This is a genomic window from Pirellulaceae bacterium (assembly GCA_029243025.1).
GTDB lineage: Bacteria > Planctomycetota > Planctomycetia > Pirellulales > Pirellulaceae.
In genome coordinates, this window is the sequence record JAQWSU010000045.1 from 767042 (window position 1) to 789659 (window position 22618).

15 protein-coding genes are annotated in these 22618 nt (G+C 51.3%); 10 read left to right on the plus strand and 5 right to left on the minus strand.

The window, feature by feature from the left end:
* The first annotated feature begins 154 nt into the window (after nt 1-154).
* The 4 genes from P8N76_21845 (at nt 155) to P8N76_21860 (ending at nt 6653) form a co-directional block, all read left to right on the plus strand.
* Nucleotides 155-2176, plus strand: a complete 2022-nt coding sequence (locus P8N76_21845) for a neutral/alkaline non-lysosomal ceramidase N-terminal domain-containing protein (GenBank protein MDG2384327.1) — start codon at nt 155-157, stop codon at nt 2174-2176.
* Between the two features lie 504 nt (nt 2177-2680).
* A complete protein-coding gene (locus P8N76_21850) occupies nt 2681-3319 on the plus strand; it encodes a PEP-CTERM sorting domain-containing protein (protein MDG2384328.1) in 639 nt (212 codons plus the stop codon).
* 134 nt (nt 3320-3453) lie between these two features.
* The gene (locus P8N76_21855; protein ID MDG2384329.1) at nt 3454-5877 is read left to right on the plus strand and encodes a fused MFS/spermidine synthase; all 2424 of its coding nucleotides are present in this window, start codon (nt 3454-3456) and stop codon (nt 5875-5877) included.
* Between the two features lie 167 nt (nt 5878-6044).
* Entirely contained in the window at nt 6045-6653 is a 609-nt protein-coding gene (locus P8N76_21860; protein MDG2384330.1) for a class I SAM-dependent methyltransferase, read from the plus strand.
* Between the two features lie 137 nt (nt 6654-6790).
* Here P8N76_21860 and P8N76_21865 read toward each other — a convergent pair whose 3' ends face one another.
* The gene (locus P8N76_21865; GenBank protein MDG2384331.1) at nt 6791-8233 is read right to left on the minus strand and encodes a DUF1501 domain-containing protein; all 1443 of its coding nucleotides are present in this window, start codon (nt 8231-8233) and stop codon (nt 6791-6793) included.
* 33 nt (nt 8234-8266) lie between these two features.
* Nucleotides 8267-10966: a DUF1553 domain-containing protein gene (locus tag P8N76_21870; protein ID MDG2384332.1), complete on the minus strand. Its 2700-nt coding sequence runs from the start codon at nt 10964-10966 to the stop codon at nt 8267-8269.
* A 737-nt stretch (nt 10967-11703) separates the two neighbouring features.
* On the opposite strand from P8N76_21870, the gene P8N76_21875 reads away from it, so the two are divergent.
* Nucleotides 11704-12705, plus strand: a complete 1002-nt coding sequence (locus tag P8N76_21875; GenBank protein ID MDG2384333.1) for a sulfotransferase — start codon at nt 11704-11706, stop codon at nt 12703-12705.
* 189 nt (nt 12706-12894) lie between these two features.
* Nucleotides 12895-13830: a glycosyltransferase gene (locus P8N76_21880; protein ID MDG2384334.1), complete on the plus strand. Its 936-nt coding sequence runs from the start codon at nt 12895-12897 to the stop codon at nt 13828-13830.
* 139 nt (nt 13831-13969) lie between these two features.
* Here P8N76_21880 and P8N76_21885 read toward each other — a convergent pair whose 3' ends face one another.
* Nucleotides 13970-14095: a hypothetical protein gene (locus P8N76_21885; protein MDG2384335.1), complete on the minus strand. Its 126-nt coding sequence runs from the start codon at nt 14093-14095 to the stop codon at nt 13970-13972.
* Between the two features lie 24 nt (nt 14096-14119).
* Here P8N76_21885 and P8N76_21890 point away from each other — a divergent pair, with 24 nt between their 5' ends.
* The 4 genes from P8N76_21890 to P8N76_21905 all read left to right on the plus strand — a co-directional run bounded on the left by P8N76_21890 (nt 14120) and on the right by P8N76_21905 (nt 18648).
* Complete coding sequence (locus P8N76_21890; GenBank protein MDG2384336.1) at nt 14120-15004, plus strand: PP2C family protein-serine/threonine phosphatase; 885 nt, start codon at nt 14120-14122, stop codon at nt 15002-15004.
* A 157-nt stretch (nt 15005-15161) separates the two neighbouring features.
* The gene (locus P8N76_21895) at nt 15162-16670 is read left to right on the plus strand and encodes a tryptophan 7-halogenase (protein MDG2384337.1); all 1509 of its coding nucleotides are present in this window, start codon (nt 15162-15164) and stop codon (nt 16668-16670) included.
* A 221-nt stretch (nt 16671-16891) separates the two neighbouring features.
* Entirely contained in the window at nt 16892-17563 is a 672-nt protein-coding gene (locus P8N76_21900; GenBank protein ID MDG2384338.1) for a hypothetical protein, read from the plus strand.
* A gap of 497 nt (nt 17564-18060) precedes the next feature.
* Nucleotides 18061-18648: a CIA30 family protein gene (locus P8N76_21905; GenBank protein MDG2384339.1), complete on the plus strand. Its 588-nt coding sequence runs from the start codon at nt 18061-18063 to the stop codon at nt 18646-18648.
* Nucleotides 18649-18701: 53 nt separating this feature from the next.
* Here P8N76_21905 and P8N76_21910 read toward each other — a convergent pair whose 3' ends face one another.
* Both P8N76_21910 and pckA read right to left on the minus strand, forming a co-directional pair.
* Nucleotides 18702-20075, minus strand: coding sequence for a hypothetical protein (locus P8N76_21910; protein MDG2384340.1), 1374 nt, complete (start codon nt 20073-20075; stop codon nt 18702-18704).
* Nucleotides 20076-20462: 387 nt separating this feature from the next.
* Nucleotides 20463-22058 carry a phosphoenolpyruvate carboxykinase (ATP) gene (pckA, locus tag P8N76_21915; protein ID MDG2384341.1) on the minus strand — a complete coding sequence of 532 codons (1596 nt, stop codon included), beginning with the start codon at nt 22056-22058 and terminating at the stop codon, nt 20463-20465.
* Nucleotides 22059-22618: the final 560 nt, after the last annotated feature.

The following is a 22618-nucleotide window of genomic DNA, read 5'->3' on the forward strand; positions in this document are numbered from 1 at the left end:
GCGTCTGTTTGAATCGTAGAAATTAAGATGAGTATTCACAATCGGGATCGCTTAAGATTGGACGGGCAGCAATCACCGCGCAACCTCATCCAGAATCAACGCGTTGCAGACAAAGGTCATCCCCCCCCCGCCATTCAAATCTCCAGGATGAATCATGACTTTAAAATGCCTTGCAATCTGCTTGTTACTCATGCCGGTTGGCACGTCGTTCGGCAACACCCCCATTGGCATTGCCAAGGTCGATGTGACGCCAACAGGCCCTGTGTTGCTTGCTGGTTACGGCGCCCGAACAACAGAGCATCAAGGTATCGACGAGCGACTCTGGGCGCGAGCCCTGGTAATCGGTGGTGACTCGCCGGTCGCGATCGTGGTCGTCGATAATTGCGGAGTCCCGGCCAGCGTCAAACAACGCCTTGTGTTAGAGCTTGAGGAAACGGGAATCACTGCCGATCGGCTGGTCTTGGCAGCCACCCACACACACAATGCCCCAACATTGACTGATTACGCCACGATCCTTTGGAAAGGTCGGACGACGCCTGAACAAGACCATCGCGTGCGACAATACACAGAGTTTTTGATCTCAAAATCGCGTGATGCGGTCCTGGAAGCCTACGGCAATCGGGAACCGATGCAATTGGAATGGACGCAGGGCCGCGCCGAATTCGGCGGCAATCGTCGCAAACTCAATAATGGAAAGTGGGCCGGATTTGGATATCAACGCAACAGCCCTGTGGACCACAGCTTGCCAATTTTGGCAGCTCGAGACCTCAGTGGAAAACTACGTGCTGTCTGGGCAAATTATGCTTGCCACTGCACGACAGTCGGCTCACGCAACCGAGTGGGTGGCGATTGGGCAGGATATGCCAACGATGGGATTGAATCCTCATTCCCAGACTCCATTTCGTTAATCACCATCGGCTGTGGCGCCGATATCGGGCCCCAACCCACAGGCAATCTGCAGCTGGCGAAAAAACATGGTCAATCGATCGCCAAACAGGTCAAACTGGCCCTGGCCGGCAAAACTCAAAAACTGCAACATGCTCCGCAAGTCAAAAAACTGCAGGTCAAATTACCGCTGGCAAAAGCACGCTCTCGAGCAGAATGGGAAAAAAAACTTAACGAGAGCACTGATGGTTTTCATCGACAACACGCCCAATCGATGCTAACCAAGCTCGACCAATCAGGCTCACTCCCCGACAGCGTCGATTACACGGTATCAAGCTGGACCTTTGACGATGAACTGGCCATCCTGTTTTTGGGGGGTGAAGTCGTTGTTGATTACGCAGTCCGACTTAATCAAGAATTGGACTGGTCGCGGTTATGGATTACGGCCTGGGCAAATTCAATGCCGGGATACATTCCCTCGCGACGCGTGCTTTTGGAAGGAGGCTATGAGGCCGATTTCTCACAGATCTACTACGACCAGCCCGCTCCTTACGCTCTTCAGGTGGAAGACGTCTTAGTCGCATCCATCGTCGACTTCATCGGAGATCAATTCGCGGCAAAGGCGACACAAACGCCAGCACCTTTTCATCAACCACCGAGTGGCGCGGACACGACCTTTAGGAAGGTCCAGAACTGGTCGACCGCTCAAAAGCCCGCAAACGAAGTTGAGATCGCGAACTGGATCCGAAGGCAGATCAAAGGCGCTAAAACTCTCGGATCGCGGCTCCAAATCCACGGGGGTGCAACGACCGACTGGCACAACTTTGCCGGCGACTTTACCCAGCGATCCTTCATTCGCCAACAATCAAAAGGGAACGATCTACAATGGCAAATCCCTCGTGACGCCAGCCATCCTAAACAACCAACCACCGTGTGCTTTACGGGCGGTGTCGGCTGGTTGTCGGAACCCAAAACGGGTGGATTCCTACTTACAATCGACAGTGAATCGCCGATTCAATTCGATGTCACGCGAAAGCCGGCACATTGGCGTTCCGCAGATGGGCACGCAGAATTAATCTACCTCCCCACCTGGCTATCCGACGTCGATTCAGCCGGATTCTTTTTTCTTCACCTCAAAGATTCCCCCAACAAAGTCAGAATGGTTCGGGTGAAATCATTGGGCGAAGATTCAAAACGTTGGTTTGCCATTGACTCAAACCAACAGATCAACAATTCGATAAACCGGCTCAACGAAGCGCTCAATCAAACCTTGCCGTCAGAGCAACCCTGACCATCAGAGCGAATCATCAGTGACGAGAACTGCTTCGGAGTTAGAAAGAAGAGCGTTGAGTGATCAATCACTTCATCCCGACAACGATCAAGCTCTCCGGAATGATCAAGCCAACGAACCTTCCAAATTCGAGGGAATCAAACAGCGAGGCATCCATGGTAACACCCGTTGAAACGTGGTTTGTTCAGAACGGTTAATGATCAAACATTGAAAATCCAAGCTTGGCGCCAAGAAACTGAAACACCGTTCGCGATTTTTTCACTTTTCCTTGGTCATTTAGAAAAACTTAGTTGAAGAGGGTGACACCGTTCGGTATTCTCGGCTTGCTGCACCGAAGCTGTGCAACAAGAAAAACGATCAAAAAAGGAAACGCTAACGAAGGCATTCAACGCGAACACTTTATCCATTGGCGACCATTGCGTCGGCGATCGGATGTGTTTGGGTTGGGTGCCTTTTTTTTTTGAATTGCAACTGGGTGTCCCAACAAAACAGGAGTTCTTCATTATGCAACGCTTGACGCTTTTTGTCGCAGCAGTACTGGTCGCAGGCGTGACCGTTCCGGCCGCGGCTCAGACAAAAATCAGCTGGGGACCTGACGCGAGTCTAGATACCGCTGCCTACCCAGAATTCACTGGTTACCTCGGCGACGATGGTTCGGCCTATGGCGATCGAGGCAACGGTCATACTTACGGTTGGTTCAACGGTGCAGGCGAACCCGATCCGCAGGCTCAAAACCGTAATCGTAACAACGAAGCATCGCCTGATGAGCGTTATGACACGGTGAATCACATGATCAAAGGTGACAACAACAGCTGGCAAATCGACCTGCCAAATGGCGATTACAGTGTTCTTCTCGTTGCTGGCGATCCCAACCACACCGACCAAATCAATGATCTTTCGGTTTCTGGTGGCGCTGAAGCGTTAATCCTCGAAGATATCGATGGCCAAGACAACTTCGACGAATACTCGTTCTCGTACTCCGTCACGGAAGGTTACCTTCGTCTGTCGCCAAACCCCGGTGATGACCTCGGGAAGAACCAAAAGCTGGCATTCATCGAGATCGTTCCCGAGCCCGGCAGCTTTGGCCTGATCGCCATGGGTTTGATCCCGCTATTCGGTATGCTTCGACGACGCCAGAAGTAACCGGCTTGAAGCATCAATAGATTTCATACAAAGGGTCGCTAGAATCTAGCGGCCCTTTTTTTGTCGTTAATTCACCGACTCACGTCCGAAAAGAGAATAGACAGGTAACTCCTATTTAATTGAGGACGAGTGCATTGCCACATAATTCTCGGGATAAACACGGTCAGCTCGCCGTTTTAAGCGTCTTTTTCCTCTCCGGTGCCGCCGCGCTGATTTACGAGATTTCCTGGTCTCGGCAGATCGGCATTTATTTTGGGCACACCGTGCACGCGGCTTCGATCACCTTGGCCAGCTTCTTCGCAGGGATGACGCTGGGCTACCTGGCCGCGGCTCGTTTAGCAGGAAGAATCCAACCGCTCGTCGGATACGCGGTGGCCGAATTGGTGGCCGCCATCTGGGCCTTATTGCTACCACTCGCAATTCAACTGTTCGATCATCCATCCATCCAATCACAAATTCAGTCGTCAGCACTTTCTGCTCTTGCCATTCGCGCGATCGTTTGTTTTCTGTTGTTGTTGCCGGCAACGACAGCTTTAGGAGCCACGCTCCCTTTCATGTCGGAATACATGTCACCACGGCGAAAACTAAACCCGGGGCGCGTCAGTTTCGCTTACGGTCTCAACACCACCGGTGCCTTAGCAGGTGTCATCTCCGGCACCTATCTGCTTCTGGCTTGGGCAGGTGTCGTCAACAGTAGTCGTGTCGCAGCGGGACTATCAACCCTGTGCGGCATCATGGCACTTTTACTCTCTCGGTATGACGCAGGAAGCCAAACAGCCGATGTGAACTCATCGCGTTCAGAAAATCGCCAGGCCAGTCCACCGATTGCTGATAGGAAGTGGGAGCCGTGGCACTGGTATGGCATTGCGGCACTATCGGGTTTCGTAACGATGGGTCTACAAGTCGCGTATGTCCGGATGTTTGCCCTCGTGTTCCACAATAGTTCGTACACTTTTGGAGCCGTGATCGCCATATTTCTCGCGGCCTTAGCACTCGGATCATTTCTCGTGGCAAAGTTACAAGCTTGGTATTCAGCCGCGACGATGGCGGGCTGGTCGAGCGCAATCGGCGCAGGACTCGTGGGAGTATCACCGGTAATCTTTGTGCGCGCCACAGGCTTGGAGTTCTTCGATTACGGTGAAACCTTTTTCCAGCACATTGTGGGTGCTTTATTTGTGGTTGCGTACGTCGTTTTGGCTCCCATCATCGCCTTAGGCACCCTGTTGCCCCTCTGTTGGAAAGCAGCCGCCCAAGCATCCAACGACAGTCCAGGTCGGAGCGTCGGCAACATGGCGGCGGTCAACACGATTTTTGCTGCTGCCGGGGCACTGGTCGCGAGTTTCATGCTATTGCCAATTTTTGGGCTGTGGACGACTGTCGCTATCCTTGCCACGATCGCGGCGACACCTGCCTGCTTTTTGCTCCTCAAACAGCTAAATCAACTGCTCATCGCAGCCAGTCTCGTCATTGTCAGCATTGCCTGGGGCACCTACACGGGACATTCGGCACCGACCCTCGGCGAAGGGATACCGGCCAAAGTCGTTCGATCCTGGGAAAGCCCTTACGGACTGATCGATGTCATCGCCTCAACTCAAGGTCCACGTTTTCTGGTTCTGCGCGAGAACATCCATTACCAACACGGTGATACGGGTCCAAGTCGAAATCGCGAATACCGTCAAGGCAATCTGCCGTTGCTACTGCACCCTTCGCCTCAAAGAGTACTGTTTCTGGGATTGGGAACTGGTTTGACTGCCGCAGCTGCCGTGCATCATCCAGAAGTGGAACAGATTGATGTTGTCGAATTAATCCCGGAGGTGGCCGAGGCCAGCAAAATGTTTGGAGAGTGGAATCGGAATCTGCTGCAGGATCCGCGAACTCAATTGCATATTGATGATGCCCGACATTACCTGAGATCCGCCCCGCAGTCGTTCGACTTAATCGTCTCGGATTTGTTCGTTCCTTGGCAAAGTCAGACCGGTTACTTGTACACGCGTGAGCATTACGAAACCGCGCTCGCTCATCTAAATGATGATGGGATCTATTGCCAATGGGTTGGACTGTACCAGCTGGGTCCCACCGAGTTTGAAATGATTGCCAACACTTTCGCGAGTGTCTTTCCTCACACGAGCCTTTGGTGGGGACGAGTATCTCAAGGCATGGTCGCCTTAGTCGGCTCGAAGCAGCCACTTTCCTTATCCGGCGCTGAGATTCAACAGCGTCTTGCGACCTTACCGGACGCGAATCGCCAGTCGCCCGACTTTGACCCCTATCTGGAAAACGTTCCCGGTATTTTCCGCCTCTACATTGGCGATTGGACGGCAAAGGAGCAGGCGTTACTCAACACGGATGAGCACCCACGCATCGAGTTCCAAATGCCAGTAACTTACCGGAACCAGGGTCTTTTGAAGGCAAATCGGCTGTTGAACTACTTTGACTCAACCTTATCAAAATTACCTCAAAACAATGTAATCTTCCGTCCGGCGCAGGGTGATGTTTTGGAACCCCCTTCGCAGCGTCTGAAGATGCAGCGAAGCGTGATTGCTCGTCCTCGCTCCTAAAAGTTCAACCCGCCACGCAGCCTTCCGCTTGCATCGCCACCGCAAAGGCCAGCCTCGACTCGTGTTTCCGATCTGGCGGGTAGAAGCTACACTCATTCGACTTTGGACAATTCAGCACGTGGAAAAATCACGTATGGAAACACACAGCTTCATGGAACCCTAAGTACTTGAACGAAAAACAAAATCAATCGAGATCGGCCAACATCAGTCACGATTCGCATGACGCGATTTTACTGAATGAGTTTGCCGACTTATGGTCCGATGCCGAAAAACTCTGGGACAAACACCAAGAATCTCCCGGCTTCCACGCTTACGTCAGTGCAGATTACTCGGCGATCTTTACCGCTTTGCAACAACTCAGAAATAGCGCAGTCACGGTATTGGAGTGGGGCTCTGGCCTTGGAATCGCCACCATCATGGCAAGCCGAATGGGTTTTGAAGCATATGGGATTGAAGCGGAGCAGGAATTGTTGGAACATTCAGACCGTCTGGCGAACGCTTATGGTTCCACAGCAACATTCGCACAGGGCAGCTTTGTTCCAGATGAATTCCGCCATCAATCCGAAGCGAACCACGAGCAGAGAAAAACAATCATCGACCTTGCCGACGCTTATGGGAAGTTGGGCTTAAAACTCGACCATTTCGATTTAGTCTATTCGTACCCATGGCCAAACGAAATCGATCTCTATAAGCGAATCATGCAAATTCATGGCAAGCAGCCGAGCGTGCTGTTGACCTACCATGTTCGTCGGGGATGTGAGCTGACGCATTTTTAATCACGTCGGAACCCATCGCAGCTTGAAATCACGTTGAGTCACGAAACATCTCTCAGCGGCAAGTGACGCGGTCTTGGAATCCAAAACGCTATGTCAGAACACCGAGTGTCAAATGCAGGCACTACAGATCAGCAGCATCAAATCAGAATCTCTCGAATAACGTGACCGAACTCTTTTTCAAGTCGCTTGCGACCTGGCACCACCAGCTTCCGTGGATTCAGTCCCAGTTGATGGAGAACCGTCGCGTGGACATCGGTCACATAATGTCGATTTTCCACTGCATGAAATCCAAGTTCATCGGTTGCGCCATGAACCATCCCGCCACGAATCCCGCCGCCAGCCATCCAAATCGAAAAACCATAGGGGTGGTGATCGCGACCGTTACCATGTTGCGACCCGGGCGTGCGTCCAAATTCGGTGGCCCAAACCACCAGCGTTTCATCCAAAAGCCCCCGCTGCTTCAAATCTTTTAGCAGACCGGAAATTGGCTGATCGATTTGTCGACAAAGTTTTGCATGTCCTGCTCGCAGTCCTTTATGACTATCCCATTGACCCGCTCCACCATTGCTACCATGGTAAACCTGGACAAAGCGGACACCTCGTTCGACAAGTCTCCTTGCGGTCAGCATCTGACGCCCAAAAGTCTCCGTTGGTTGCTGGCCAATTCCATAAAGTCTCTTCGTCGCTGCCGTTTCCTGGTCGAAACGAACCACCTCTGGCACAGCAGTTTGCATCCGGTACGCCAGTTCGTAAGATCGAACTCGAGCACGCAACGCATCGTCATCCGGATACTGGGCAACGGCCAACTGATTGAGCTTGCGTAGCAACTCGAATTCGCCGGCCTGTTCTTCCTGGTACACACCCTCAACAGGGCGAGCATAGGGCAAGGGATTTGCGGAATCGATCTTAAGTGGAACACCGTCATACTGCGGTCCCAGATAATTTGCGCGGTGACACTCGCGCCCACCACAACAATCAGCCACAGGCGTTCCCATCACAACAAAGGTGGGCAAATTGTCATTCAGTGAGCCAAGCCCATAATTTGCCCAAGCTCCAAGCGAGGGGAAAAAACCATCAACCCGATGTCGCCCCGTGTGAAATTGCAGTTGTGCACCATGATTGCTATCCTCGGTCCACATCGATCGAATCAGGCAAAGATCATCCGCCGAATCACCGAGCTGCGGCAACCAATCGCTAACCTCTAAACCGCTCTCACCGCGTCTTCGAAAACCAACTTGCAATGGATAAATCTCGTTGCGAATGAAACCGTTATTTGGATCAAACGCCACCACTCGCTCATTTTCAAGAAACGGCGAATTCAGCACGCCGGCCAGCGGCGTCTCTTCGATCGTCTTGCCCGCAAACTTACTGAGCGCCGGCTTGGGATCAAATGTTTCCAGATGACTGGCACCGCCAATCATAAACAACCAGATCACATTTTTGGCTTTTGGCAATGGAGTGACCAATGGGGCACCGTTGGCCTCACACTCTAACATCGTTGCCAAGGCAACGCTGCCAAACCCCAATCCCATTTCGGAAAGAAACCGACGACGAGTAAGCGATTCAATCGGTTCGTACATGAGAAAGGCCCTCGTAAATGCAATCAACGATCATCATCGCAACGTCACAAAGTCATTATGATTCATCAGAGTGTGGATCAGGTTCTCTCTTGCCCGTTGTGCGGCACTCGCTGACGCACTCGTCTGACTACGGCTCTCACCCACGAGCAGCGTCAGGGATTGCTCTTCCCTCAGCAGCTGCGTTTGTTGCCTGAGAAATTCGTCACACACTTGCAACTCATCCTTACGGCCTTCACGACCCAATAGTAGTTGAAAAGCTGCTTCCACAAAGGACCGATCATCACCCGTCCCAGCAACCGTCAACGCTCGAGTTAAATGCGAGGCCAGCGAACGAGCTTGATCAAAGGAGAGTGGACTGTTTGAAAGTGCCAGCGCTTGCTGAGGAATGATACTAGGACTGCGTTGGTAGCACTCCGTGGGTGCTGCCGCATCGAACAGCACCAACATCGTCATTTGTTTCTCATACGCATGTCGAAAATAAATACTCCGACGGCGCACCGTTTCGCCCTTAGAAAAATCGATCTCTGGACCGCCATGTTGACGATCCAGATTACCGGCCACAAAGAACAAACTATCGCGTATCACTTCCGCTTCCAAACGTCTGACATTTCCACGCCAAAGAAACCGATTATCTGGATCAACTCGTTCATTTGTCTGCCAATCGGTACTCGCATTTTGCGTACTCGCCAACTGATAGGTTCGAGAAGTAACGATCAGCCGGTGAAGATGCTTGAGACTCCAATCGGACTCAATCAATTCAACCGCCAGCCAATCCAGCAAATCCCGATAAACGGGTTCAGGCGACCGTAAACCAAAGTCGAACACATTGGCGACCAGCGGCTTACCCAAATGATGCATCCAGACGTAATTGACCGCAACTCGAGCGGCGAGAGGATTATCAGGCCGAGTAATCCAGCGAGCGAGGGCCAAACGTCGCCCCGAACTTAACCGTGGGTAGACCTCACCGACCGAGGTGTATTCAGCATTTTTTTCGGGATCTTTGAGAGCTTGATCATGTTGCTTTTGTGCCAACTCAACTTCTTTCTTCGCCTTGTCAACCGAATCTTGCTTCTTGGTTGGATCCTTAATTTGTTCTGCAGCCATTAGGGCTTTGTTTTTCTGTTTTAGCCCAAGGCGTGTCGTCGCTAGATTGGCCTGCTGTTCAGCAGCCAAAGCGGCCCATTGCTTTCCAGCAACATCTCCAGTTTTTGCCAGCGCAAGATATTGAGACTTGTCAGCCTCCCATCGAGCCTTCAAAGCATCCAGCTCGGCCTCGGCAGCCGCCACCGCTAAGCGAGCGATCTCCAGATCGAACGCATCAACTAACTCCTTCGCTTTGCCATCGTCAGCTACCGCGCCTTCGGCCGACAACAATTGTTGCCGAGTTTCAGCAACTGCTTGTTGGGCAACGGCCAATTCTTCTCGCTCTACAAAGGGACGCAAGGAAGGATGCCTGGCAAAGACGGGCAATTCAACGGGTTCCACTTCCAACGGCAATCCGAAGACCTGTGGCACAGCGGCGATGATGGAATGAGTTTTGTCGACATGTTTTTCGTTTCCAGCAACATACAAATAAGTAGGCGCCTCAGGTTTTGCGTCAAACGCGCGAACCAATCCATCAAGTTGGATATCAGGCTGACCCTCCAAGCGATCAACACGAACCTCATGCGGTTCGAAAATGGCGCGAAAAGCATAGTATTCTCGTTGCTGCAAAGGATCGTACTTGTGATCGTGACAACGAGCACAATTGATTGTCATCGCCAAGAAAGCTTTTGCGGTGTGCTCGACCGTGGCATCCAGCCAAATATTGCGATTGCTTTTGTGGTAGTTGCGGGCAAGAAACCCCGTGGCGCGCAGAACCTCGTCGTTATCGGGGGCCAACTCGTCGCCCGCCAACATTTCGACGATCATCTGATCGTACCCTTTGTCTCGATTCAGAGATTCGATGATCCAATCTCGCCAACGCCAGATGTGACGTTGACTGCCTCTCAGCTGGTCTTTATATCCATCCCAATCACTATAACGCCAGACGTCCATCCAATGCCTGGCCCAACGTTCACCGTAGGTCGGATGTTGAAGCAATTCATCGACTAAGTTTGACCACGCTGCAGGAGCTGAATTACCCAAGTAACGTCGTTGCTGAGCAAGCGTGGGTGGAAGTCCTGTCAGACCCAAGTACAAGCGACGCAAACGTGTAGCCTTATCAGCAAGAGGATACGCATCAAGATCATGTTCCGCATGCTTCGCAGCCACAAATGAATCAATCGGATTTGGTAAATCAAATCGGTCCTGTCTCGAAGGGAGAGCAGGGCGTTGAAGCGTTTGCCAGGCCCAGTGCTGATCCGGTCCGATCGGGATCACTTCATCTTCCGGCGAGGGAGCTCCCGCAGCAATCCAAGCCGATAGCAAATTCACTTGCTGCTCTGAGAGAGGCGCGCCTTCGTCGCTAGGAGGCATCCGCAGCTCCAGATCCTTCGTCGTCACCCGCTGCAACAATCGACTGTCCGAAGGACTCTGCTGATCGATGACAACACCCTCGTCACCACCGCGACGCAGTAGCTGGCCGTGATCCAGTCGCAAACCTGCCTCTTGTCGTAAAGCGCCGTGGCACGAACCACACTTCTCCGTCAATAAAGGTCGGATGTCGCGTTCGTACTGGGTTGAATCAGCGTCGACCGCACCCCCGAGTGACATCATCAAAAAGTTTGCGATGATGAGACGTCTACACGACATGGCAACTCCAAGAGCTTTTTTCCGAGCGAGTCACTGCATCGCGATTATATCCGGATGAAACCGGCTGGACCGCATTTAGACGCCAGAATCTACCGATCACCTGCGACCAGATCACCTGCGACCAGATCACCCCATGCGTTCCTGTTGCTCACTACGACCAATGCAAAGACTCTTATCAAGATGAAAACTTACTACCATCGCGTTGTGAACGGAATGGAGAGGAGGCTTCCCCAACCGGGGCGCAACCTACGACTAAAAACGATTCAAATACTTTACCATGACGATCTCGGCGGATAAACGCCACTAAGGGAGTCCGCTGGCCGCCGATAATTAACGCTCTTAACGATTGTCACGATTTGATCACGGTTCCCGTATCGAGCCAGCAACATGACTTTTCCCATTCGAGATCGTGTGCAAGTTGAAGACCGAGTGAACAAGTCCGGATCGGTTGTTCCTGAGTCGTAAAATCATCGGAGTCAATTAGGATAGAGACTATAACGTTGAACAGGAAAGGGTGGTATTCATTCCAAGAAGTCGCAATGATGAGCAGGCCACGCAACCTGCACAAGATGACGCTAACCACCGCACCCAACACGTTCCTTGCCACTGCCTTGAAAAGAAAACACACGACGTTACAAGGGTCACCACACCCTTTGCAACTGCTTGAAGTTATTCCTGAGTTTGCTACGTGTCACGACAACCCTAAATTACCAGACTTGTAAATTACGACAAAGCAAATGACCGAAGCTCCAATCTTCATCGTTGGTCATCCGCGCAGTGGCACCACGCTTCTGCGGGATCTGCTCAGATCGCATCCCCGCCTTTCCTTTCCGGCCGAGTCACACTTCATCCCTAAGTTTTATCGTCAGTTTGGAGATCCCCAAACTGATCAAGAAGCGATTCGCTTAGCAAAACGTATACTAAACCTTATTTGGGTCCAGCGCTGGCAACTCTCGATCACCCCTGAAACATTGGCACCGTGCCGCAGTTTCCGAGAGATAGTCAATATGCTTTTTCAGGATTGGGCCTCGAAAGATTCCAAGCCACGATGGGGTGACAAGACACCTCAGTACGTAACGGAACTTCCAACGCTGCAAACAATATTTCCAGACGGAAAATTTATCCACATCTATCGTGATGGTCGGGATGTCGCCCTATCCTGGCTTCGACACCCGCTTGGAAGCGAGAATCTTTATGCTTCTATCGAAAGCTGGAAACGCTCCGTTGAGATTGGCTGCCACGACGGCGCCAACTTACCCAAGGAGAACTACCTTGAAATCCAATACGAAGCCCTCTTGGATGATCCGCCGAAAAATCTCAAACAAATTTGCGAGTTCATTAACGAACAGTACAGCGATGACCTATTAAAAGCTACGAGACTGCACACGAGTCTTCCTCTTGGCGCCCCCCGCAAAAAATACGCCAAAGAATCACTTGGGAATTCCGAGAGTATCGCAAGCCATAACAGCGACAAATGGATAAAGGGAATGTCCGTCATGGAACAACAACGTAGTGAATACCTGGCCGGAGAGTTATTAAATCAGCTCAATTATCGGACCATGGGCGAACGTCGCACTGTTCCGACCTGGCAACAAGTTATGTGGAAAATCCATGACGCATTCCACCGGTACTTTCGACACATCAAGCGAATTCATCACTATCGTTGGGTACACACACACATCAATTTGAAATGGATGGAACTGCGACAATCTATTTCCAACCGGCTTCGAAGCCGCTAGCGCCTGTCGATTCGCCAACGGATCATCCGATCGGCTGGAAATGAATATCCCCCGCAACGGTTATGAAAAACCAGTATACTAATCCAGGACTGCGTCGTTGTTTTGGGGATTGCAACCACCACACGTTGCCAACTTACCTTGCTAGAAAACAACGACACAAAATATTTCGCGATACAAGGTAACATCACATTGGCGACTTCTACTGTGCAATCGACCGTACCCACATTTTCAATCGTGGTCCCAACACGTGATCGTCCGCTCCAACTGGCCACATGCCTCGCAGCATTTCCTGATCTGAATTACCCAACCGACCACTTCGATGTCATCATTGTTGACGATGGCAGCAAGGCACCGTTGTCTGAAGTTGCTGCACGATTTCAGAAAAGACTCAATATTCGCCTGCTAACACAAAGCCCATCTGGACCAGCCACGGCGCGCAACTTCGGCGCATCGCATTCACAAGCGGAATACTTAGCATTCATCGATGATGACTGCGAACCAGACGTCAACTGGTTGAAAAATATTGCGGATATGTTTCGATTGAGCCCCGACAGTGGAATCGGCGGCAAAACAAACAACGCCTTAACCGACAACCTTTACTCAGCGACAAGCCAACTGATCATCGATCGCATCTACAACTACTACAACGACGACAACTCAGGTTCCGCAAAGCCACTATTCTTCACATCAAATAATTTGGCAATTCCACGCAAACTGTTTGAGCAAATGGGAGGATTCGACAAATCATTTCCGATCGCGGCGGCTGAGGATCGAGAATTTTGCAATCGCTGGATAAAGCAGGGGAACCAATTCGTCTATGCGCCTGACGCGACGGTAAAGCATTCCCATTGGTTATCGTTTAGAAAATTCCTGAGGCAACACTTTAATTATGGTCGCGGATCTTTTCTGTTTCATCGAATCACCAAGGATTCCGTGCAGAAACGTATCCGACGGGGAACCCTGTCGTTGTACCAACAATTACTGCAACCACCGCCGCCAGGCACGAAAAATCGACTTACCATCACGAGCCTGCTGCTTGCCTCACAAATAGCAACGACGGCTGGTTATTACCGAGAAAAAATACAGATAAAAAAATCCAGCGCCCGCGGAACAATACTCAATTGACGCAAAACTTGGCGAACATCATACCAATCTCCCGACAGATTGAGATCCAAAAATAACCCACGATCTGTTTTGCTTCCCGCTGTCATTTCACGAATCCCCGCTTGACCGGGACGCAAGAAAGAAACTCGCCAAACGCGTTTCAGCCCCCATGGCATTGTGAGTCCTGCTTTGAAATCGGATTGGTGTCGATCACCTTCGCAATAAAGTAGACACGATCGTTGACGACAAGCTCGTACTCGGCGATCTTTAAAGGGGTACATTTCATGACCGACCTAAGTGGACTCGCAGCGTGTCAGATCAACTTCCTCATACCCCAAGCTCAACGGATCGCATGCAATGCATGGAAATCTGGGGAGGCAACGCTCCAGTAGATCGGAGCTTCACAGTTCCAGGACTCGAAGTTTGGGTTTACAGTCAACCCTATAAGCAAGACGCCCGCGGAGGCGACGTTTATTATGTATCCTCTTGCCTTTCAGGTCGCATCACCCGTCTCCTGGTAGCCGATGTCAGCGGGCACGGCCAGGCCGTCGCGGGCGTGGCGACTGGACTCCGTGATCTGATGCGGCGAAACGTCAATTTGATTAATCAAAGTCGTTTCGTTCGTGAAATGAATCAGCAATTCCCAGTGGGACCTGACTTCGAAATCTTCGCAACAGCACTCGTTTGCACATTTTTTGCACCGACACAATTCTTACAGTTTTGCAATGCGGGAAATCCGGTCCCCTATCTTTTTCGTGAACAGGCAGGAAGCTGGTCTTCGGCTGAAGAGTTGGCCCAGGTGGTCAAAGGCCAAGGTCGCATGGCAGACACCCCTCTCGGTATCTTTCAGGATGCAGATTATTCGCAATTCGAAACCAAGCTTTTCCCAGAGGACATGGTACTTTGTGCCAGCGATGCGCTGACAGAATCGCTCGACAAATCCGGTAATTTGTTGGGAGCTGACGGACTACTGAAAATTGTGAATCAGCTGGATCCAACGCAACCCTCCCAACTGATTCCCCAAATCTTGCGGCAGGTGGCTGCCCAACACCCAGGAAATTTGAGCCAGGACGATACAACCCTATTGCTATTTCGCGCCAACGGCACCAAGTCGCCTCGTAAAAACGATTGGCTCGCTTTTTTCCGTTGGTTGCGTGGCGTTCGTGATCGAACTCAACTCACCGAAACTCCTTAGATCCCGACGCACCATGGAATTCAATCGCTCGTTTGGCGTGAAACGAGCTTTCAAGAGGCTATCGACTCGCTGATAATGAGGACATCTCGACTTTCCAGTTTCGATCAGACTTTTTCGGCCGCCTTCACCAACCATCACGATCAACGAGTGTCATCTCTTGAACGAACACTCTAATTCCTCGCCTGCCCCAATCGATCGAATCCTGATCATCGGTGGTGGAACGGCTGGCTGGATGAGCGCTACCTACTTGCGGCGTCTGACCAACTGCCAAGTCGCATTGATCGAGTCACCGAATGTGCCGACTGTCGGTGTAGGTGAAGCCACCATTCCTGCAATTGTCGACTTCCTGAAAGTCCTTGATCTCAATGAAGATGAATTCATGCGACGGTGCCAAGCAACTTATAAGCTTGGTATTGAGTTCATCGATTGGTTACACGAGGATCACCGCTATTGGCATCCTTTTGGCCTCTGCGGCGGTCAGTTGGACAACCTTGATCTATTTCATTTCTGGCTGAAACGTAAACGCGAAACTCAAAATCAAGAGGAGTATGCTGCTTATTCCCTGCAGGCTTTGCTGGCGGAAGCAGGGAAAGTACATCGAACAATCGGCGGCAATCCCATTGTTCAAAACTATGCTTTTCATCTCGACGCCGCTGCCTTTGCAAACTACCTGCAATCGATTGCAACAAAGCACGGCGTTCGGCATGTTTCGGCAGACGTGCAGCAAGTCGAGACAAATGACAATGGCTGGATCAAGGGCGTTGAACTAACAGATGGTCGAATGGTTCAAGCTGACCTCTACCTGGATTGCACCGGAAGCAGAGGGCTACTGATCGAGCAAGGCCTGCAAGACCCTTACGTCGACTGGTCGGAAACGCTGCTTTGTGATCGAGCTGCCGTGGTCTCTCTTCCCGTCGACCCGCAGATGCCTCCCTATACTCAGGCAACCGCAGCGTCCGCGGGTTGGATCTGGCGAATTCCACTGCAGAATCGAGTAGGTTGCGGATATGTTTACTCCAATGCTCACCTCTCAGAAACTGCCGCGACGCATGAATTACTTGAATTCACCGGATTGCCGGATCGTGCCGAGTCCTCCGTTCGGCACCTACCCATGCGAGTCGGTCGCCGTAAAACCTTTTGGAAGTCGAACTGTGTTTCCATCGGCCTATCCTCTGGATTTATTGAACCTCTCGAATCGACAGGAATATTTTTGGTTCAGCGAGCGCTGGAGGTACTGCTTGACTGCTTTCCAGATCAAAACTGTCATGAAACATTGCGACAGCTCTTTAACGATCGGCTTGAGGAAGCCTACGAGGAAACTCGAGACTTTGTGTTGTTACACTACCTCCTTTCACGGCGCAACGATTCACCGTTTTGGTCAGCTGCCCGCGACGTGCCCATCCCGACTTCGCTGGCCGATCGACTTCAACGATATGATGAAACCGCTATGATTCTTGAATCCGCGCATCCTGTGTTTCGAGAAATGAATTTTTATTACATTTATGCCGGAAATCAGCGACTGCCAAAACGTCACCACGCACGAGCCAACTTCTCAAATTTCGAATCTGTTTGCCAGCTGCTCGATCGCATCAAGACGAACAATCACAAACTGGTTAAGCAGATGCCTGGGCATGCCGAATTCCTCGACGATCTATTGAGTAAATAGTCCCTGTCTAACAGCAAACATAAACCTCATGACCATGAGATCGACCGGTCGTGAGAGCGTAAAGCAAAGAACACTGGAGGGCTTCCATCGTGGGCGAGCTGCTCCCTTTTGCGAATCGCGTCGCCATTGAGCAGCACGAGACTGGCTCAAATCCAACAATCCGATCAGGGGTTTGGTAAAATCCGGCTTCTCCTGCCCGCTAACCGACGAGGAACTGATTGATGTCCCCCAAAAATGCTTCGCGATTCTGGTTATCTCTGGCAGTTACAGCAACATGGCTCATCACGCCTTCCGGCAAGGCAGACGAATCTAAAACAAGAAAGATTCAGTCGCTTCAAGTCAGTGACACATCCGTAACGGAGATTCTTAAGCATCTCGGTGCCCAGCTCGAGCATGGAACCTCATCCAAACAAATTGCCAGCTACGAAAATCTCTTCAATCGAACAGACCCCAATCAGGACGGAAAACACTCAAAACGAGAATACGTTGAGCAGGGCCAATATCTAACGCCCCGAGCAAGAGCCGGCATCTTTCAGGCTGCGGATGAAAACGCCGATGACTTCGTCACAAGAGACGAATATGTCTTAAATCGAATCATCACCGACGAAGCCAAATCCCTGATTCAGGGCATGGACCACAGCAAAGACGGTCTCGTTGACCGAGCCGAATTTGTCAACCGGACAATAGATCAATTGTCCGATCCGAAACTTGCCAATCAGGTTTTCTCTGCCTTGGATACAAACGAAAATGGTCAGATCACCATTCCAGAATATCTCCAAGTATGGGGCCGCTGGGCGCGTTCCGGACAACCAACCGCCGCAACGCGCATCATCGCTCGAAAAGAAAAGCTGAAGGACGCAACATCAAAACGCCAGTCGACTCCGCCAAAATGATCGTCCACGTCGGGCAACTTCCCAAACCGCAGTTCGAATCCAGCCCCGTTAGACACCCTTGAGCACCCGCCCTAGCCGCCAGCGGTCACTGGCTCCCTCTCAGTGAGCCGTCGAGCAACATGCTCAGTTCGTACCGAGCAATCAACCAAAGCACACCTCCCATCCGAATCCATCGCACCGTTCGCGCCGCGCCCCCCGACTGCTCCAGAAGGCGAGACAGACCGACACCATCTTCACTAGGAATCAGGAAAAATCTCAACACCAGCAGTGCGCGCAACAATTAAATTCGCATTTTCTTGCCGCGACGGGTGCTCAAACTGGGTTTCGCGCATATCATGCCGTGGCGCTTTCGCGGACTGTGATCGCAGGAAGATCGATATTGGGAGACCAATACGGCGGACTCGAAGGCCTACCAAGACGTGAGGCGAGCCAGACCCTTCGCCCCAAACATCTCCTATCCGATCGCCTTCAAACAAAACCAACACAGTGAGCTTCCCATGAAATCTGCATTGCTCATCCTCAGCACCGTTCTCTGTCTCCCAACCGTCGTCTTTGCAGGCGATCGCATGCTGTTCACTTTTGATCGCCCTGATTCGGCATCCAGGTGGCGAGCAGTAAACGATACCGTCATGGGAGGACGCTCGGACGGTCGCTTCAAAATCAACGATCAACAACAGTTTGAGTTTTACGGTAACCTGTCACTCGAAAACAACGGCGGATTCGCTTCCGTCCGAAGCCGGGGAGGACGTTTGGGTTTGGTGACAGGCGATACAATCGTCGCAAAGGTTCGTGGAGACGGTCGCAAATACAGTATGAGTCTCTACACGCCCCAACGAAGAATGGCTTTTTCTTATCGCGCGAGCTTCCAGACGAAGCCGGACGAGTGGATGATCGTAAGGCTTCCCCTCGACAAGTTCGTGGCCACTTCATTCGGTAGAGTCTTACCGGGCCGGCAACTCGATCCCCGCACGGTAGTCGGTATTGGTCTCTTCCTCGGTGACAAGAAGCCCGGTCCGTTCGAACTAGAAGTCGATTGGATCAAGGCAACACAAACCGATCTCCGACCGGTTAGTTCTGGAAAGTAACCGCAGCGAACAGCTTGGTGAGAGGGATCGTTGCTGTCGGACAGTGGGTCATCTCACCGATGTCGCCGCAAAGCTTGGCAACCTACCAACAGTCCAATCCACAACAAGCTGAGGGAGGATGGCTCCGGCACCAGTGAAAAACTCCAAACGTCATTGTCGACGTTGAGATAGTTGACTGGATCAACCGGGTTGAAGGTCTCCCGATCGCCACCGAAGGAGTAAATGGCATCCTGCCCGTCCGCTGTTGAAGCAACAAGCGCGTCAAAGTCGTACTTGACATCTCCTGGCGAGCTTGCATTCCAGGATTCCTGTTCAAGCATTTCCCAGGTAACGCCATTCGGACTACTCCACATATCCATTGGATTAGCAGGCTTGAATGGATCGGTCGGGTCCACGCTGAGTCCGAAACCGCCGAAGACGACGATCTCGTCTTCCAGAAGTACGGCTTGGTGTCCAGGCCGAGCCGGCCACCCGGCAGATTCTGTCACGAGTTCCCAGCTTTCGCCATCTTGTGTTCTCCAGACGTCGTTAAAATACGGTGGACAACGGGGGCCCGAGTCACAAGTAAATCCGTCCTCTCCTCCGAGCAAATAAATAAAGTCATCTTTTACGACCACGGCGGCCCCAGCACGGGGCATCCAAGGAGCCGCGTCAGTCACTTGCTGCCAATCAGCGCCGTCGTTGCTAGATTTCCAGACATCATTGAAATAGATCCTTGGAGGCCCCTGAGGTCCGACGATGGCCGCATCATCATTGGTCGAACCGCCCAGCACATAAATCTCATCCCGGAACACAATGCTGCTCAATCCGGCGCGACCCGCCCAACCTGAATCCATCGTTTTCGCAGTCCAGTTAATTCCGTCTGAACTACTCCAGACATCGTTAAAAAATTCTGAGCTCGGGATTTGCGGTGGACCAAAGGGAGCAGGATTATCAATGATGTTAAAATTCTGACCGCCCAAAACATACATCTCGTCACCCTTGGTGACGCTCTGAAAGTAAGCACGGGCTGACCAATGTCCCGCATTATCGGTTGCTAAGATTTCCTGCCAACTCGCACCTCGGTCATCACTCTTCCAAACATCGCCCCACAGATTACTCGCCCCAAATACAGGAACATCGACGGGGTTTAATGGAGTGCGTCCGCCCATTAGATAAAACTGGTCGTTCAGTTCGACCACTTGCAGTCCGGCTCGCGGTGTCCACGCTGCACTTGAATTCACGACATCCCATTGATAGTCGCTGAATTCAGCAGATTTCACTTCGAGTGACAGGATTGAAAAAAAACCGAAAATCACGAGCGACCAACTAATTCCATGCAGCGGTTGCTTGTCGTGCTTTCCAAACGAGAACATTTCGACGAGCATATTTTGTACCTGAATCAAAAGATAACCAAAGTAACTGAACTCCATTAACCTAAACGGCAATCAGCGAATCGTCAAAGCGCTTCATGAAAACACAAGCGAGTCGAGACATTTTTTTTGACAGGTTTACGTCAGCACTTGGATGTCATCGCAATTTGGTGGCCAACCATTCGAAACCGCTCACGCGCAAGCAAGAAAAAAAAATAATGAAATCCGGTTAGCATGTTTACCAGCGATCGCAACGCTTACGCGTTAGCTCGATCAAGAGCTGGACAGAATCGCTCCCAACGTATGCGTTACACCGCGAGCAGAGCTGACAGGGTCTAGAATCGACCGAGATGAATCGGGCCCAAAAAAAGCGATCTTCCAATAATTTTGGAAGATCGCTTTACCATCTGTCTTGGGGGCGGTAACCATCCACCGAGGTGAAGGGTTACCCAATAGTTAAAACTACGAGACAACCTGCGGGGAACGAGGTCCGGCAGCTCGCACTGCCGCACTGACTCCTTCCGAGTAGGTCTTAAAATTCTCATGGAACAAACGGGCAAGCTTAGCTGCGACTTGGTCGTAGGCCTCTGAATCCGCCCAAGTGTTACGAGGAACGAGGATTTCATCCGGGACACCTGGACATTTCTTCACGACATCCAGCCCAAAGAAGGGCTCACGTTCAACAGGAGCATTAGACAGGTCGCCGCAATGCACTGCATTAACAATTGCGCGTGTGTAGGCAAGCTTAATTCGCTCACCAACGCCATGAGAACCTCCGCTCCAGCCGGTGTTGATTAACCAGACATTGGCGTTACTTTTCACGATTTTTTTCGACAACAATTCAGCATATTTGCCTGGATGCCAAACGAGAAATGGTCCGCCAAAGCAAGGCGAAAAAGTCGCCTCAGGTTCAGTCACACCTACTTCTGTACCGGCGACTTTCGCCGTGTACCCGCTGATGAAGTGGTATTCAGCCTGTTCGGGAGTCAGCCGACTGACAGGCGGCAAGACCCCGAATGCATCACAAGTCAAAAACACGATATCCGTGGGATGATCGGCCATACAGGGAATTCGCGCATTTGAAATAAATTCAATCGGATAGGATCCGCGGGTATTCTCGGTGATGCTTGAGTTGGCAAAATCAACGTGGTGATCCGCCTCGTCATAAACGACATTCTCTAGAACCGCACCGTACTTGAGCGCGTCAAAAATATCAGGTTCGGCTTCGCAGGTTAGATAGATGGCTTTCGCGTAGCAGCCTCCTTCGATATTAAAAATCCCGCTGTCGGTCCAACAGTGCTCGTCATCACCAATCAATTGACGATTGGGATCTGCTGAGAGTGTCGTCTTCCCAGTCCCTGAAAGTCCGAACAATATCGACGATTCACCGGTCTTCGGATTAGCAGTCGCCGAACAGTGCATCGGCAATACGTCCTGTTTCGGCATGAGATAATTGGCAAGCGTAAAAACAGCTTTTTTCATTTCGCCGGCATATTGAGTGCCCAAAATCACAACCTCACGACGTTCAAGGCTTAAATCGACACTCGTCTTGGACGTCATGCTTTCCGTGTAACGATTGGCGGGGAAAGCACCGGAGTTCAAGATCACACAGTCCGGCTCACCAAAATCTTCTAATTCTTCGCGGGTCGGGCGAATCAACATATTGTGCATAAAGAGTGCATGATAGGGACGGGCACAAATGACACGCACTTTTAAACGGTACGCCGGATCCCAACCGGCAAAAGCATCGACGACATAGAGCCGTTCACGGGTGTTCAAATAATCGATCGCCCGTTCTCGATTGACGTAAAACACATTTTCGTCGAGACCAATATTGATCGGCCCCCACCATACGTCATCGGCCGAATCAGGATGACGTACGACTCGCTTGTCTTTGGGTGACCGCCCGGTTTTGTCACCGGAATAGGCTATTAACGCTCCCGTATCAGACAGGGTCGCACCCTTTTCATAGCGTAGTGACTCTTGATACAGCTCAGCCGGAGAAACATTTCGCAACACTTTGTCGACGTCGATTCCATACTCGTGTAAGTCAAACATTCTCGTTACCCTCTTCTGATCTTCCTCTGACAATTGACCTTCGTTGTTAAGGAAACGACCGTATGAAGACCGTTCTATCGAGTCTACGCCTTTGGATCAATTTCGGGGGTAGAATCCTACGGATTTCATAGCGAGATCGATCACCTTATGTTTCCACATGGGTGAATACTACGGGTGAGCCGGCAAAGTTCACCACGAAAAGACCGGAATTTTCGATAGAAGCGTAAGGCGCGTTTCGACCGACGATTAATGCAACGCGACCCCGGGTCGGATTTTCGAAAAAACGACGCAGCTGAAAGCCCCCATCAGCAGCCGCAACAAGCCGGCGTTCCAGCCTGAAAACGGCTCACAAATCGACTTAAAATAGCAGTTCACCACTCGTCGCCGAGCCACTGCACCGTCAGCTGTGAGCCAATGCCAAGCGAAGAACGCGCTTCCAATCTGCTAGCGGCTGACAGCCTCCGCTTTCGTTTCCCGACTGAAGTCAGATGGTCGCTTGACAGTTGGGGCGATCGAACTCGCCACCTAGTCGCTGATCTTTCTCGAGCGGATATTCAAAA

Coding starts and splice junctions, on each gene's coding strand:
- P8N76_21875 (MDG2384333.1), top strand. CDS start 11,704: ATGACCGAAGCTCCAATCTTCATCGTTGGTCATCCGCGCAGTGGCACC.
- P8N76_21900 (MDG2384338.1), top strand. CDS start 16,892: ATGTCCCCCAAAAATGCTTCGCGATTCTGGTTATCTCTGGCAGTTACA.
- P8N76_21850 (MDG2384328.1), top strand. CDS start 2,681: ATGCAACGCTTGACGCTTTTTGTCGCAGCAGTACTGGTCGCAGGCGTG.
- P8N76_21845 (MDG2384327.1), top strand. CDS start 155: ATGACTTTAAAATGCCTTGCAATCTGCTTGTTACTCATGCCGGTTGGC.
- pckA (MDG2384341.1), bottom strand. CDS start 22,058: ATGTTTGACTTACACGAGTATGGAATCGACGTCGACAAAGTGTTGCGA.
- P8N76_21905 (MDG2384339.1), top strand. CDS start 18,061: ATGAAATCTGCATTGCTCATCCTCAGCACCGTTCTCTGTCTCCCAACC.
- P8N76_21885 (MDG2384335.1), bottom strand. CDS start 14,095: ATGAAATGTACCCCTTTAAAGATCGCCGAGTACGAGCTTGTCGTCAAC.
- P8N76_21870 (MDG2384332.1), bottom strand. CDS start 10,966: ATGTCGTGTAGACGTCTCATCATCGCAAACTTTTTGATGATGTCACTC.
- P8N76_21865 (MDG2384331.1), bottom strand. CDS start 8,233: ATGTACGAACCGATTGAATCGCTTACTCGTCGTCGGTTTCTTTCCGAA.